9 protein-coding genes and 3 tRNA genes are annotated in these 15,104 nt (G+C 44.1%); all 12 read right to left on the minus strand.

Annotated elements, in window-relative coordinates:
• Positions 1 to 103: 103 nt before the first annotated feature.
• The 12 genes from L4D76_RS02025 to nrfE all read right to left on the minus strand — a co-directional run bounded on the left by L4D76_RS02025 (position 104) and on the right by nrfE (position 14,954).
• Positions 104 to 5,977, minus strand: a complete 5,874-nt coding sequence (locus L4D76_RS02025; RefSeq protein ID WP_428439259.1) for an amino acid adenylation domain-containing protein — start codon at positions 5,975 to 5,977, stop codon at positions 104 to 106.
• Between the two features lie 215 nt (positions 5,978 to 6,192).
• The gene (locus L4D76_RS02030; RefSeq protein WP_428439260.1) at positions 6,193 to 6,798 is read right to left on the minus strand and encodes a class I SAM-dependent methyltransferase; all 606 of its coding nucleotides are present in this window, start codon (positions 6,796 to 6,798) and stop codon (positions 6,193 to 6,195) included.
• A 275-nt stretch (positions 6,799 to 7,073) separates the two neighbouring features.
• Entirely contained in the window at positions 7,074 to 7,448 is a 375-nt protein-coding gene (locus tag L4D76_RS02035; protein WP_428439261.1) for a hypothetical protein, read from the minus strand.
• Between the two features lie 3 nt (positions 7,449 to 7,451).
• Positions 7,452 to 7,655 (minus strand): hypothetical protein, encoded by a 204-nt coding sequence (locus L4D76_RS02040; RefSeq protein ID WP_107282882.1) that lies wholly within the window; start codon positions 7,653 to 7,655, stop codon positions 7,452 to 7,454.
• 267 nt (positions 7,656 to 7,922) lie between these two features.
• A tRNA-Leu gene (locus L4D76_RS02045) sits at positions 7,923 to 8,009 on the minus strand.
• Positions 8,010 to 8,092: 83 nt separating this feature from the next.
• A tRNA-Gly gene (locus tag L4D76_RS02050) sits at positions 8,093 to 8,168 on the minus strand.
• 19 nt (positions 8,169 to 8,187) lie between these two features.
• Positions 8,188 to 8,261, minus strand: a tRNA-Cys gene (locus tag L4D76_RS02055).
• Positions 8,262 to 8,472: 211 nt separating this feature from the next.
• Complete coding sequence (locus L4D76_RS02060) at positions 8,473 to 9,372, minus strand: sugar kinase (RefSeq protein ID WP_428439330.1); 900 nt, start codon at positions 9,370 to 9,372, stop codon at positions 8,473 to 8,475.
• A gap of 225 nt (positions 9,373 to 9,597) precedes the next feature.
• Positions 9,598 to 11,691, minus strand: a complete 2,094-nt coding sequence (locus L4D76_RS02065; protein WP_428439262.1) for an alkyl/aryl-sulfatase — start codon at positions 11,689 to 11,691, stop codon at positions 9,598 to 9,600.
• Positions 11,692 to 11,919: 228 nt separating this feature from the next.
• The gene (gene nrfF / locus L4D76_RS02070) at positions 11,920 to 12,414 is read right to left on the minus strand and encodes a heme lyase NrfEFG subunit NrfF (protein ID WP_428439263.1); all 495 of its coding nucleotides are present in this window, start codon (positions 12,412 to 12,414) and stop codon (positions 11,920 to 11,922) included.
• On the minus strand, positions 12,411 to 12,947 hold the full coding sequence (locus L4D76_RS02075; RefSeq protein ID WP_428439264.1) for a DsbE family thiol:disulfide interchange protein: 537 nt from the start codon (positions 12,945 to 12,947) through the stop codon (positions 12,411 to 12,413). Before L4D76_RS02075 ends, nrfF begins: the two co-directional genes overlap by 4 nt.
• 21 nt (positions 12,948 to 12,968) lie before the next feature.
• On the minus strand, positions 12,969 to 14,954 hold the full coding sequence (nrfE, locus tag L4D76_RS02080) for a heme lyase NrfEFG subunit NrfE (protein WP_428439265.1): 1,986 nt from the start codon (positions 14,952 to 14,954) through the stop codon (positions 12,969 to 12,971).
• Positions 14,955 to 15,104 lie beyond the last annotated feature (150 nt).

Raw genomic sequence — 15,104 nt, forward strand, 5'->3', positions numbered from 1 at the left:
TCAGATAAGAAATATCAACGTTAAGCACCTTAGTGAATAACACAGATCTGGAATGACGAAACTCTCTGCTCAGTTATTGTAGCGGTGATTTTCAGCAGTTTTTTTAGCTAAAGTCACACGATTCGCAAGCTTCTGTTAACTGAGCTAACTCAGCAATACAAGCATCTGAAAGCTGTTCGACCGTTTCAAATTTATAGATTTCATCACCATACTCCCAAGAAAATACCAGCGCGCCCTCATTAAAAAATACTGTGCACGATAGTTTGTGTATTGCTTCCCGCTCATCACCGAGCATCTCATCGTATCTGACAAGGTTGAGTTTGTTATGCTCATGCACGTTATTGCTGATAGCCAAGGATTCCGGAATATAGTTAATATCAATTTCAGGACAAAACAGATCAGAGATATCATATCTGCTTTGTATATGGCTCGCTTTATACTTTAGATCGTTAAAACCTATACTGTATTCCTTACACTCCAGCACAGCCTCGCGTACCGATTGCACTAACTCTATACCATGTTTGCCATTGTCAGGATTAACAAAAATAGGAAGGTAATCGTTTAGCCAACCAACCGTCCCGGACAAATCTAAGTTATCATAATGATCTCTACCAGTTAGTACCTCTTCATAACAAATCTGACCACCACCAACCCAGTTGGATATCACTTTTGCGATAGCCGTAATAATGAAATAAAATTCATTAAATCCATTTTCATTTGCGTTTTTCTTTAGTTGATTAGTCAGTTCAATACTCACATTTTTATTAAATGACCTACGTGTACCAATACTATTTAGAGCATGACTGAATTCATAATCGGTTGGCAAGGGAGTTACGCGCTGTTGCCTCTTTTTGCTCCAAAATTGCAAGCATGTTTCAGCCGTCTCACTATTCAGCCAATACTGGCTCTCTTTGCACCAGTCACTGAACGTTGATCCGACACGTGTTAGCTCAATGTTATGTTCTTTTTCACTCGCATCAAATGCGGCTAATAGATCTCGTAAAAAAACTGATATTGAATAGCGGTCCATCACCAGATGATGAATGACAATATAGAGTTTATCTTTTCTTTCCTTACCCATGTCGCAATAAAGAAACCGAATTAACGATTGAGAAAAGTTGATGCTATTTCTAAACTCAGCAATCTTGCTCTCTAACGTATCTTCAGCAATAGCTGAAAAGTCTTGATAGCAGAAGCAATCGAAGCTATCGTTCGCTTTAATCTGCTCTTTTCTTTCATTGCCATCACCAATAATATTAATCCGCAGACCTTCGTGATGTACGATAACAGCCGCAATGGCTTGCTCCATACTGTGAGTATAATTACCACTGTCATCAAATTCAAAAAGTACACAAGGCCCCCACCGCTCCAGATCCTTACTACGTTGAAAGTACCACTGACGATTACCGGGCAATGCATACTCTGCCAAAGACGCAGAATTTGTTTCTGTCATCGCGGTTTTATTTAGAGCTTGAGATTTCGCATTTTCAATAATCTCGGTTAACGCCAGCTCAAAAAATTCAATCAGGCTCTTACTCTTATCTACAGCCAAGCGCGATTTAACATTGAATTGAAGCTTCCCCTCGGTAACAACACCATTAATATCGAGCAGCAACCGATCATCGTTTTCTTGGGCTATCGTGCAACCGCCCCCTTGCGAGCTTATTTGCCAATTTGCAGACCCCGGCGATTCATCATGATTATCAAATTGTCCAAAGTAGTTAAAGCTAATTTCAGGTAGAGAAATAGCAGCTAAATCGCCATTCTGCCATAGGGCACCATAACCTAATCCCTTATTGGGAATATCCCTTAACATCTGCTTGATATGAGTAATGGTCTCCGCTATATCTCCTTTATTTACCAGGCGCACAGGATACGTGGTGGTAAACCACCCCAGAGTACGGGTGACATCCAGAGATGGATCTATACTCTCTCTGCCATGGGCTTCAAGCGTAATGTGATTAACCGGAGAATCAAACAACTGACTAAGCGCAATCGCTAATGCACTTAACAATAAGTCATTGATTTCAGTTTCATACCCAAAATTTGCCTCTCGCAGCAGGGAATCAGTCAGGCTTGCCGTTAGCGAGAAGTGATACGTTTGACTGTTCAGATTTGAAGGTAGTAAAACCTGGTTTTCCTGTATAGATTGCCAGTAAGAAGCTTCGTGATTATGTTTTTCGGCATAGTCAGAGACGGCCTTTACCCATTGACGGTAACTGCTTGTTTTAAGATCCAATTCGCCGCCGGTCAATAAGTGATGTATATCGTCAGCAAGAATACGCCAAGAGACAACATCAATAATAAGGTGATGAAAGGCAAACCATAATCTTGCCGAACCATCACGATACCCGGTCAGGTGAGCAACCTGCCACAAAGGCCCCTTTGAATAATCAAAGCCACTTTGCATCGAACTCAGTTTATCGCTCAACTCAGAATCACTCATTGATGCAATATTTATTTTCTGCAGCGTTACATTTACATCACTCATCTGAGAAAAATACCGCTGGCGAATACCAACCTTGTGGTGATGAAACCGGCAGCGCAACATATCATGTTGCAAAATTAACTGACTAACGACCTCTGTGAGCTCTGTGGCAGTGACGTTATCCGGAATATTGATAAAAAAGGCCTGATTCCAATGATGGGGATTAGCCAGTTTCTTGTTAAAAAATCGCTGCTGAATCGGCAATAAATTAAACTCTCCCGTTAATAACCCTTGCTCAGCAATCACCTTATCGTCTGATTTACCATTGTTAAGTCTAAGAGCCAGCTGTGCCACTGTCGGAGCCTTAAAAATCTCTTTCACTTGTACATTCAGCCCTTCTCTGCGCATCAGAGAAATAAGCTCAATGCTCACAATCGAGTCTCCTCCTATACGGAAAAAATTATCCTGAATCCCGACTTTCGGCAGTCCCAATACTTTTTGCCAGATACGACATAACTTCCGCTCCAATGCGGTGCGTGGTGCCAGATAGCTATCGGTATTAATAAACTCAGGCTCTGGTAAACGCAGTCGGTCTACCTTTCCATTGGTTGTCAGCGGCACATGTTCCATGCAAGTAAAGGTCGCCGGGATCATATAATCGGGAAGCGTTAACAACAGAGCATCTTGTAATTGCTCTGGATTAAACGCACCTGCAGCTTCAGGCACAATATAAGCAGCCAGATATTTATTTCCATCACGCACGCGGTCAATAACAACCGCCTGCTTCACTGGCTTCAAAGCAACCAAGGCCGTTTCAATTTCCCCCAGTTCAATCCGGTAGCCTCGGATTTTCACCTGAAAATCATTTCGACCTAAATACTCCAGATTTCCATCTGGCAGCCTGCGGACCAGATCACCGGTTTTATAGAGCCGGTTATAGCCTCTTGCCCGGTCAAGTTTGCTGGCAAAAGGATTATTAATAAAACGCTCTGCCGTTAGGTCGGGACGATTCAGATAACCTCGAGCTAAACCTGCACCGCCAATATAGAGCTCACCGGACGTACCAATAGGAACAGGTTTCAACTCTGTATTCAGAATCAAACCCTGCATATCATTGAGTACACGCCCTATATGTGAAGTGCTGTGGGCATCACTTAAGCTGAGGGCTTTAAAGGTGACATGCACCGTTGTCTCGGTAATGCCGTACATATTAATAAGACGGGGACATTGGTCTCCATACTTATCCCACCAAGGTTTCAGCTGTGCCAGATTGAGCTTGTCACCGCCAAAAATGACATAGCGTAAATCTGGCCATAATTGATTATTGTTTACTACCTGATTGGCAAGTGAATAAAATGCAGCGGGAGTCTGATTGAGTACCGTTACTTGATACTGCTGACATAGACCAATAAAAAGAGAAAAGTCCTTAGTCGATTCCGTGGTCGGAATCACCAACGCGCCGCCATTCAGTAAGGCTCCCCATAACTCCCATACACTAAAATCAAATGTGTAGGCATGGTATAGCACCCAGACATCATTCGCATTAAATTGGAAGTCACTCTCGGTGGTAGCAAACAAACGGGTCACATTCTGATGCGGTTGCAGTACCCCCTTAGGCTTACCCGTGGTACCGGAGGTATAGATCACATACGCGAGATCTGTAGATTTATTGCCTAACATCAAATTTTCAGAGGAAAAACCGGCAGTCGCCTCATCGACATCTACCGGCATGAGTATCGGCGCAAAATTCAGCGGACTAATGATACAATCGAGTGCACTCAGCCGGTGCTGCTGAGTCAAAATAATTGCCGCCTGGGCATCTTGCAGCATAAACTGCGTGCGTTCTTGCGGTGCTTTAGGATCAATCGGCAGGTAAGCAGCTCCCGCTTTAAGCACAGCTAAAATAGTAACCACCATCTCCAAACTGCGATCAAGATAGAGGGCTATCAAAGTATCGGTTTTTAATGGCTCCTCTCGGAGATTTTGATACTCCAGCCTGATAGCCTGAGCCAGTTGATTGGCCTTCTCATTTAATTCACCATAAGTTAACTGCTGATCTTCAAACAAAAGGGCAACACTGTCTGGCATTTTTTCAGCCTGGGCCTCAAACAACCGGTGAAGTGTTTGGCTCTGCGGATAGGCAAGATCAACTTGCTGGTTACTCTTTAGCTGAGAATCAATTTCAGAGTCAAGCAGAAGTGGTAAATCTCCGACCAATACCGTCTCATCCTGAATGGCGATTTGGAGCATATTGATCAGTCGATCCGTTAACCGCGTTATTTCACTCTTATCAAAGTAACGTTTTGAATAGCTAACTCTTAATGCTAATTTCTGGTTACTCTGGTAATCAATTAACCTAATTTGCAGCGGCTGCGTATCATGCTGACTGCTAATTGGAATAATTTCCATGTGATGAATAGACTCAGAGTCAGCGCCCTTGACTAGAGGCTCGTCTTTAAACTGCTCAAATAAAACATGAATATCTGATAAATGCCCAGCTTCATTATCAGATAGACGTGCAATGTGACTAGCCGGAAAACGGCTATGACGAAATCCCTGTTTGAGCTCAGTACTAACCTGATTAACGAAATCGACAAAAGCCATATCAACCGATACGTTACATAACACAGGTATAATATTGGAAAACATACCCACGATCTGTCGGCTTTTTTTATTCGGCCTTCCGTGAACCGCTGTGCCTAATAGTATTTCGTTCTTTTCTAATATTTGACCAAAATAGATGCTCGTTACCGAGGTCAGTAAAGCCAACAAGCTAACACTTTTTTGTTCACAATACCGGTGTAACCGATCAGCTAAAGAAACAGAAAACTCATTCCGGTATTCTCTACTGCCACAATGGTGATAATAACGTGGCAGACGAGTAACATCATTGCCTGTTAGCAAGTTCTGCCAGTAGGCTTTATCCTTCTGATAACGAAAAGAGTTTAAATACTCGCACATATTTATCACCTGCTCCTGGTATTGTGGCAAGTTATCTAACCAAGACAGAGACTCACCGCAACGAATGGAGTGATAAACTTGATGAAGCCTTTCATATAAGCGATAAAGACCCAAGCCATCAATAAAGAGATGATGAAACCGGGTAAAAAGGTAGTACTTTTGAGGTGCTATTTTTAACAGCGCAATTTGGTGCCGTTCACCATTTAGATAATCCATCGGCGTATCAAAATGATGCTGCATCCATGTCTGTGCATCATCATGAGCAGTAGCCGAATCTGAAAAATCGAGATATTCAAGCAAAACCGGCTTTAATGATGTTGGATCAACATACTGGCGAGGAGCCGAATTACTGCTCAATACGATATTTAACCGTAGCGAATCAAGTTTCTCGCAAAGACAGCGCCAGGATCGTTGCAGTATGGGAATATCATAAAGATGATCTATAACCTGATAACCACCAATATTATACATTGGGCTATCTGGGTGGAGCTGCTGTTCAAAATAGACACTTTCTTGGGCCGGATGGAATATAAATAGCGTCGCATCTACATCAAATTCATCTTTATCAACTGTTACCGTTGTATTCACCTGCGCATCCTTTCCTTTTTCTATCTTGGTAGGGAATGCTCTATTCGGATCCCCCAATACAAATAGTATGCAACTTTAATTCATGTCATTTTTCTGGATACCGATAAAAACAACCGTAATAGACATAAACTGTTTTCTTTTAAACAAGCACACTCGTGCATCACCCAAGGTTGATGCACTAAAAATTCACTTCGAGAAGTGTTGCCCTGTTGGTATTAACGGTTATCGATTGGCTTTAGTACCTTGCACTGCCATGCACTACCTTTGCTATTTATCACTTGGGTTTTATCGATGATCTGAAAATTTTTCTGCACTTTTCGCCACATGATTTTATCAATCCAAAGTTGCTTAAATAGCGACACTATCACTATCCCATCGGGCTTCAGATAGGCTTCCAACCGCGCAACTAATTTTTCTGGGTCATTAATGCAGTTGAGGCTTTCACAAAAAACAATGCAATCATATTTTCTGTCAGGCTGGTAGGCATGAGCATCCGCTTGTTCGAAGAAAGTCTTTTCATTCTGGCTTCTGGCACAAGCATTTTTTATTGCGGTATCAGAAAAATCAATTCCCATATAATAATTGTAGTCTGATGAACTTAACTCTCGTTGAAGTACCCCTTCACCACAACCTACATCCAAAATGTCCGCATTGGGTTTAAAATGATTAATATAACCACGAATAACATTGTAGTGAGCAAGTTCACCTAATTGGTGAAGATGTTGCCATTGGTTATTTTGATATTGATTTTCCCAGACTCCCTGCTCAGGTTGAAAAGCTCTAATACCTAATAACGTACTAATAAACTCTTTAATCCGCATTTTATGCTCCATTCCTTATGCGCAGCTGCCAATACAAACAACAATTATGCACAAATTATTGATTATTTATTCAATAGCTGTGTTTTTTGCGAGTCAATTCATGTATTTACGTTCCTAATAAATACACATAGGAGCTCTGTCTCTAGGATAAAGTTGATGATCTTGATGTTTTTTTAACACCCTTCTCTATCAGATCTGAGTCTTCTTTAATTTGTTAACTTGATTCGGTGAGATAGCATTATCGGCTGGTAATTATGAGAATTGCTATAAGGCCATTACTCGGTCTTCGGCAATCCCGGTTGCCTGAAGTAGTGCCTGATCAGTTTGTAACTGTCTTTGAGCCACAGTTTCTTATTTTCAAACGCGACCTGATTACGGGTTAAAGAAAAATAACGACGGCCTTCTCGCCGATTAATGGTCATGACCGTCATATCCTCCACCTTGATGGTGACGTGATCACAAAATGACATGGCCTGGCGGATCGTTGCCAGTCTGCCTGATGCTATGGGGAGGTGAGGAAAAGCCCGGGCGAGAGTAGCTAACGCACTCAATGTGGGCAAAATAAGTTCAAACCTGCTAGCACATGCAGAAAGGTGAATGGGTTCGCCATTCACCTCTATATCCATTTCACCCTGAACGTCAAACCGCATCAGTTAATCCAGATTCCGGCCTCGAATACTAATGGTACCATTGAACTTCCAGGTCGAATGCGGCGCTTTTTCACCAGCACCACTTGGGACACTAATTTCTACATTATCAAAATCATACGTTAATTCTGCATGACGTTCGGTGAGTTTGTCATAGAGGGCACCGGCGAGATCTGGCCAGTTTGTTGTGTCTTTCTCAATATCAGCCATGATGTTCTCCTTGAAGGGAAGGGGTTCAAGAATTAAGAATAGTATGCAATGGCATAATGCGCGGCTTTTTCAGCCAATTACATCATGGTCGCCCTTCATTTGGCAGAGTTCGATGATGTTGTCAGGATATGAATGGATTCGAGGAAATAGAATTGGCTAGCGTTGAGCGTGTATAAACTCAGACTGCCCAAGGTTATTAAGGAGGCTTAGATATATATCGTTAGATGTAAAAAAGGCTTACCTTTCGGTAAGCCTTTCTTATTTAGATGGTGCCCCGGGCCGGACTTGAACCGGCACAGCGCGAACGCCGAGGGATTTTAAATCCCTTGTGTCTACCAATTCCACCACCAGGGCACGCAATTCTTGATTGCGATGGTTAGACACCATCTTTCAATGTCGAAGTTTGTTAATATAAACAATCTCGACATTGCAATATTTGGAGCGACACACGAGGTTCGAACTCGTGACCTCAACCTTGGCAAGGTTGCGCTCTACCAGCTGAGCTAGTGTCGCATTTTATTCTCAAAGAGAATGGAGGCGCGTCCCGGAGTCGAACCGAGGTACACGGATTTGCAATCCGCTGCATAGCCACTCTGCCAACGCGCCATTACTTCGTAGAAGTAAGCAATCTTTCGATTGCAACCGCTTAACAAGTCTCCCCGTTGCGGTATGGGGTGCATTCTACGGATTGCTCTGCATGAGTCAACATCAAAATAGTGTAATTATGTTTGTTTGCTGATTTTATACACAAAATGACAAAGAGATGGATAAAGCGACTATAAATCAAACAGTGGTTAGACGCGTAACTCATGCCCTCTTACATAATGTCTTTCATTGCTTCTGGCGGGATAATCGCCCCGGTATATTGGATTACAATCGAGGCCAGATGGTGGCCTAATTCTGCTGATGACGTTGCGGATTCACCACTTAAACGACTGGCTAGGTAACCCGCTGCAAAAGAATCGCCAGCCGCAGAGGTATCAACCACAGCGTCGACTTTATTTGTTGCCACATAATAGGTTTCAGGGGCTTCACTTTGCAAATCAGTGACAACCTTACAAGGTTCACTGCCGCGCTTGATCACCACTTCATTACAACCGAACTGTTGGCAACGCTCAATAATATCCGTCTCGCCCCAAATTCGTCGGTCATCGTCTTCAGTGATCAACGCAATATCAACAAAAGGGTATATTTGGGCATACCAATACTGTGCTTGCTTCGCGGTCCATAACTGAGGGCGAAAGTTATTATCAAACAACACTTTACCGCCATTAGCTTTGTGTTTCTCCAGCAAAGTGATCAATACTGTTTTCGCATCTTCGGCCAGAATTGCAAAGCTGATCCCACTGATATACAAGGCATCAAACTGCTGTGCATCAATGGCTTGCTCTAAAGGTGAAGGCGAAGATGAATCAGAAAAATAGAACTTTGCTGCGCTGTCATTACGCCAGTAATGAAAATGACGCTCACCGTTTGGTTCTGTTTCGACCAGATACAACCCCGGTAATTTATCCGCAATTTTACGCACCATTGCAGTATCAATATGTTCAGCTTGCCATGATAAAAGCATATCCTGACTAATATGATCAATGCCTAAAGCCGTTGCATAGCTGACCGAGTGGTTGCGAGAAACACTTAATCTCGACAGGTACAATGCCGTGTTTAAAGTATCACCACCGAAGGTACGCTGCAGAGGCTGGCCACTCAACTCGACCATACACTCTCCGAAAAATGCAATTTTCACACTATCACCTTCATTTTTTTTTGCTGTTCTTAAAAGAGTAATTGAAGCTGGCGACCTTACAGCACAACAAAGACCTGCATTTTCCCGAGTTTTAGCGAATTATTCCGCCATAGCAGCTCTGTTCGTTGATATAAAATATGAGGGAGACAACCAGCCTCCCTCTTTTACTTATGTTTCAGGATATTAAGTAAAATACTGTCAGCCACCTGCTGAACTACCGGATGGCTCTTGCTCAAACGTGTTAAGTTCTGGTTTCACTGACTCTCCTTTGGTCCCTGGCATCAGCTCAAAATCTGGTGTGAAATGTACCAACATGGTCTTCAGCTGTTCAAAAGGCTTATTGTCACCTTCTAACTTCGCTTTACCGGATTTAATCTGTTCGTCAAAGGTAACTGCTCCCATCATCACCTGTTCAAGTTCAGAACGATTAATGGTGATTGTGAGATCCGGCTTTTTAGCCAGGTAACCTTTGATATTCGTCAGCGTTGCGTTACTCAGCTCTACGGCATATTTCTCGTCATTATCCGGTGTCACCAAGTTGATAACAAAATTAATGCCTTCGGCTTTTTTGCTGTCGAGGCGAACCGCAAGGAAATCCAGCCACAAACTGGTAGACATGGCTCGTATTACGTCTGGCCCAGATGTCTTCGGTGAAGCACCGCTAGGAATTCCGCTACGTAATTCATAAGCGGCGGCAAGAAAACTGTTTCGTACACTCGGACTTTCCTGCTGATAACCTATCTGTTCAAAGACATCGGCTAACAAATCCTTGCCTTGCTGGTTATCAGGTTCACCATAGACCAGTTTGTTAAGGATCTCTGATGCCTGCAGATATTCGCCTTTATCAAAAAGCTCCTGGCCTTTCTTGATGATATTATCGGCCCCGCCCATCATCTCGACATAAAGCGGCGCTGAATCACGAGGAGAAAGCGGGATCAAAGTGGCCGGATTACCATCCCAATAACCCAGATAACGATTGATTACTGCACGGCTGTTATGCTGCTCTGAGCCATGATAACTATGGGCAGTCCACTGCTGTTGCAAACTCTTCGGCGGCTTATATTGATTATGTACCTCATTAATCGTCACCCCCTGGTTCGCCAGATGCAGTACTTCATTATTCAGATTGGCATAGATATCGCGTTGTGTCCGCATCACCTCCTGAATACGATCATTGCCCCAGCGCGGCCAGCTGTGCGAAGCAAACATCACCTCGGCTTCCTGACCAAACATATAAAGGGCATTATTTATCTGCTTTGACCACTCCAAAGCATCACGGATCAGAGCACCACGGAGGGTATAAATATTATGTACCGTACCGGTGATATTTTCAGCAGCCCAAAATGTTTTCAAATCAGGGAAATAGGTATTCATTTCAGCCGGTGCTTCCGTTCCCGGTGTGTTCTGAAATATCATTTTCACACCGTCAACGGTCAGCTCTTCTATATCTTTTTCTATAATCACCGTTGGCGGGATCAGCCCCGTATTCCCTGCCGCGGTATTTTTACCAATCGATTGATCAACATGACCAAACGGGCTACGTGGTAGTAGCACACCATATTGGAAGAACATTCGGCGATTCATTGCATTGCCGGCATAGACGTTTTCAGAGACTGCGTGATGCATAAAACCGACAGGAGCAATAATCTTAATCTTACCGGCTTTCAATTCGTCCTCATTAACCACACCACGTGCGCCACCGAAATGGTCAGCATGTGAATGTGAATAGACGACCGCAACAACCGGCCGCTCACCGAGTTGCTCATTAATAAACTGAAGTGCGGCGGCGGCGGTTTCTTTTGCAGTCAAAGGATCAAAGATAATCCAGCCATTATCACTTTTGATAAAACTAATATTGGCCAGATCAAAGCCGCGAACCTGATAAATTTTATCAGGTACAACTTCATAAAGGCCATAAGCCATATTCAGTACAGCCTGGCGCTGAAGTGATGGATGGAGGCTGTCGAACGCTTTATCTTGCAGCAACCACTCGTAACTAGCCATATCCCAGGCAACATGACCGGCTTCTGCCTTTATCTGCTTATAACCAGGGGCGGCAATAAAACCGCGCTTCGCTTCCTCAAAGTCACGTTTATCAGAAAATGGTAAACTCTCGCGTTGTTTTTGCTGGGCATCAACCGTGTACGTTGAGGGAAGTTTGCCTTTAGGGTGAAAATGCTTACCCTCGGCGGCCCCCGGATCTGACAATACACCGCCGCCACCTGTTGCATTAGCAATACCGCCAAGCAGCACGTAGGATATTACAACCGCCAATATTCTTTTATTTCTCATTTTTGTCACCTTTCTCTTATAGGCGTTTACTTCCGGCTTCGGTCCACATCTTAGTATCGTGGACAATTTCCAGTATAGAAAAGAATCAACACGTTGCATAAACGCATCTGAGAAAAATAAAAATAACAAAGCTCAATCGACGGAAATTTTTTGCTACAAATGGAATCGGGTATCTGAACTGATTACCGATTCCAGTTTATGGGTTTGGCGCAGGTTATCGCGTAGTCATTAAGGATGGCGTCGAATCGAACGCACTGCCCCCCAGACAAACGCAAGCAATATCAGGATCGGTCCCAACCACAGCACATAAGTCTTGGGTTCGAATTTTGGCTGATATAACACAAAATCGCCAAATCGACTGGTCATAAAATCAATGACTTGTTGATCAGACTTTCCACCATTCACCATCTGATAGACTTTCAGGCGCAGATCTTTCGCTACTGGCGAATTTGATTCAATTAGATTCTGGTTCTGACATTGCGGACAACGCAGGTTCTTTGCCAGGGCCATCGCCCGCTTGTGCTTTTGAGGTGAACGAAACTGAAAAGTTTCCACCGATTCGACTAACCGAGTCTCTGCGGCAATAAAGGTTTGATCGGCCTGAGCATACGCAGGTTGCACGGTGACGAGTAAAGAAAATAATGCTAAAACGCTTCCCGCCGATAAAGCTTTGATATGATTTTTCAGAAAAAACGGTGCTGTTTTAAGGTACGGATTTATCATAGGGTAAGACTCGTTAACTGCTCTATTCTTGGTGCAAATTGTTGCTGCCAGATGGTCGGGGTTAATGCCCCCGTATAACGATGACGAATGACACCATTTTTATCAATCAAATACGTTTCAGGGGTGCCATAGACACCTAAATCCAGCGCTAACGCCCCTTGAGGATCATAAATCACCTGCCGGTAGGGATTGCCCGATTGCTTTAACACATCCAATGCCCCCTGCCTGTCATCCCGGTAGTTCAGCCCGACGATTGGAATGGCCTGCTGGCTAACCAATTGCTTCAGGTACTCATGTTCCGACTTACAAATACCACACCATGAGGCCCACACATTCAGTAACTGAACTTCTCCGGTCAAGCTGGCTTGAGTAATCGTACTTTGCTCATGCTGTAAACTTGGTAACGCAAATTCAGGCACTGGCTGGCCTTCCAACGGTGAAGCAACCGACGCATTTTTGCTTTCCATTCCCAGCACCAGTAAACACCCGGCAGCTAAGACCATAGCAAGTGGCAGAAAGCGCATCATTTTCATTATTCTCAATCCTTTGTCTTCTTACTTCCAAACAATAATCGTCGGTATCAATTGTTCTTTTTTATCCGAAGGCTGGTAAGCGTTAACGTTAATTCGGGCTAATACCGCAAGCGTTCCACCTAACATCATTAAGATCCCGCCCAGCCATAACCAGCGTACAAAAGGTTTATATTGGATCCTGACTGCATAATCTGTTCGATTAAGCTTCTCCCCTAAGGTGATATAGATATCGCCGTGCCAGGACCATAGAATGCCCGGCTCACTCATATTCATGGTACGCACGGTGTAATGGCGACGCTGAGGTTCAATCATGCCAAGGCTTTCGCCCTCTTGTACTACCTCTATATTGGCTTGTTCTGCGGTGTAGTTTGGCCCAATCAGTAACTCGGTATCGCGATAATGAAACTGATAATCACCCAGCTCCAGCTGATCACCCGGCCCCATCTTGTTAGTCACTTCTTCGGCGTAGTAACTCACCAGCGTCGCTCCGACTAAGGCGGTAGCAACCCCGACATGGGCGGTGACCATTGCCAACTGACGGCAACATTTCCGGTCAAATTTCCAGCCTTTGCGTGACTTCTGATCCATATACAAAGTCTGCACCGAGGTTAGCGTGATCCACAACGCCATGATGAAAGCGATACATACAACCAGATTAATTCCACCTTCAAACATGACAGACAGCGCAACGCCCAAAACGACAGAAACCGCCATCGGTGCCAGAATGCGGGTAATGAAGTCATCTGAAGATGCACGATGCCAGCGAATTAACGGGGCTAAGCCCATAAACGCAAAAAGAAGGAAACTCAGCGGTATAAACAAACTATTAAAATACGGTGCACCAACAGAAATATTACCCAAGCCAAACGCCTGAAAGACCATCGGATAAAATGTTCCAAGCAAAATGGTTAACGTCACCACGGCAAATAAACTATTACCCGCTAGAAATGCCGCTTCGCGAGACAAAAAGCCAAAACGAACAGGTTTGATATATCGCCCGGAACGAAGCGCAAACAGCGTCAGTGATGTCAGTAATATGACACCAAGAATAGCGAGCAAGGCTAAGCCACGTGTCGGATCAACGGCAAACGCATGCACTGAGGTCAATACCCCGGACCGGACAATGAAAGTACCGAGTAAACTCAGTGAAAAAGTAAAAATCGACAGTAATAATGTCCAGCTTGTGAGGGCTTTGCGTTTCTCGGTAATGATCAGCGAGTGCAGCAATGCCGTACCCGTCAGCCACGGCATCAGCGAAGCGTTCTCGACGGGATCCCAAAACCACCAGCCGCCCCAGCCTAATTCATAATATGCCCACCATGAGCCTAACGCGATACCTCCGGTAAGGAAAACCCAAGCGCTAAGTGTCCATGGTCGGCTCCAGCGCGCCCAGGATGCCGGACTGACAGTATCGCTGGTCGTTGTAAGCGCCGCTAAAGCAAACGCAAAGCTGACAGCAAAACCGACATAACCCAAGTACAGCATCGGCGGGTGGAAAATAAGCCCGACATCTTGCAGCATCGGGTTTAAATCACGCCCTTCTGCAGGCATCGGAAATATACGCAGAAAGGGGTTAGAAGCAAGCAGGGTAAACAGGCTGAAGGCTGCTGCCAGCAATGCCAGAATCACCAGCACCCGGCCAATAAACTGTTCATCTTTGTTACGGCAATAATAGGCAACTGCCGCCGCCCATCCGGTTAACGAAAATAACCAAAACAGAAAGGATCCTTCATGGCCGCCCCATACGGCTGCCACTTTGAAAAATTGCGGTAACTGAGAATTTGAGTGATGTGCAATATAAGCAACAGAAAAATCATCAACGGCGAAGCTGTACCCCAGCAACACAATTGCTGTCGTGACAGAGAAAAAAGCGCCATAACTTAACGGCCATGCATAGCGGATAAGGTATGAGTCCTTTTTAGCTAAACCATATAGCGGAATCGTCCCACCCATTAACGCAAAGACAAACCCGAGTATTAATGCGTAATGTCCGACTTCAGGGAGCATTCAATTTCCTTATAATAATAAACTGACACTTTAACGGTGTTTTGGGTACATCATCCAGTAACGCTGAATGCCCCACTTTGAACTCGATCATAAAAGGCCGGAATTCACCAGAATTATTGTGGTTGGATATTAACCAAAAGAAATCGTCAC

This window comes from Photobacterium sagamiensis, assembly GCF_050337085.1.
GTDB classification, from domain to species: Bacteria; Pseudomonadota; Gammaproteobacteria; order Enterobacterales; family Vibrionaceae; genus Photobacterium; species Photobacterium sagamiensis.

Coding starts and splice junctions, on each gene's coding strand:
- nrfF (WP_428439263.1), bottom strand. CDS start 12,414: ATGATAAATCCGTACCTTAAAACAGCACCGTTTTTTCTGAAAAATCAT.
- L4D76_RS02065 (WP_428439262.1), bottom strand. CDS start 11,691: ATGAGAAATAAAAGAATATTGGCGGTTGTAATATCCTACGTGCTGCTT.
- L4D76_RS02040 (WP_107282882.1), bottom strand. CDS start 7,655: ATGGCTGATATTGAGAAAGACACAACAAACTGGCCAGATCTCGCCGGT.
- nrfE (WP_428439265.1), bottom strand. CDS start 14,954: ATGCTCCCTGAAGTCGGACATTACGCATTAATACTCGGGTTTGTCTTT.
- L4D76_RS02030 (WP_428439260.1), bottom strand. CDS start 6,798: ATGCGGATTAAAGAGTTTATTAGTACGTTATTAGGTATTAGAGCTTTT.
- L4D76_RS02060 (WP_428439330.1), bottom strand. CDS start 9,372: ATGGTCGAGTTGAGTGGCCAGCCTCTGCAGCGTACCTTCGGTGGTGAT.
- L4D76_RS02075 (WP_428439264.1), bottom strand. CDS start 12,947: ATGAAAATGATGCGCTTTCTGCCACTTGCTATGGTCTTAGCTGCCGGG.
- L4D76_RS02035 (WP_428439261.1), bottom strand. CDS start 7,448: ATGCGGTTTGACGTTCAGGGTGAAATGGATATAGAGGTGAATGGCGAA.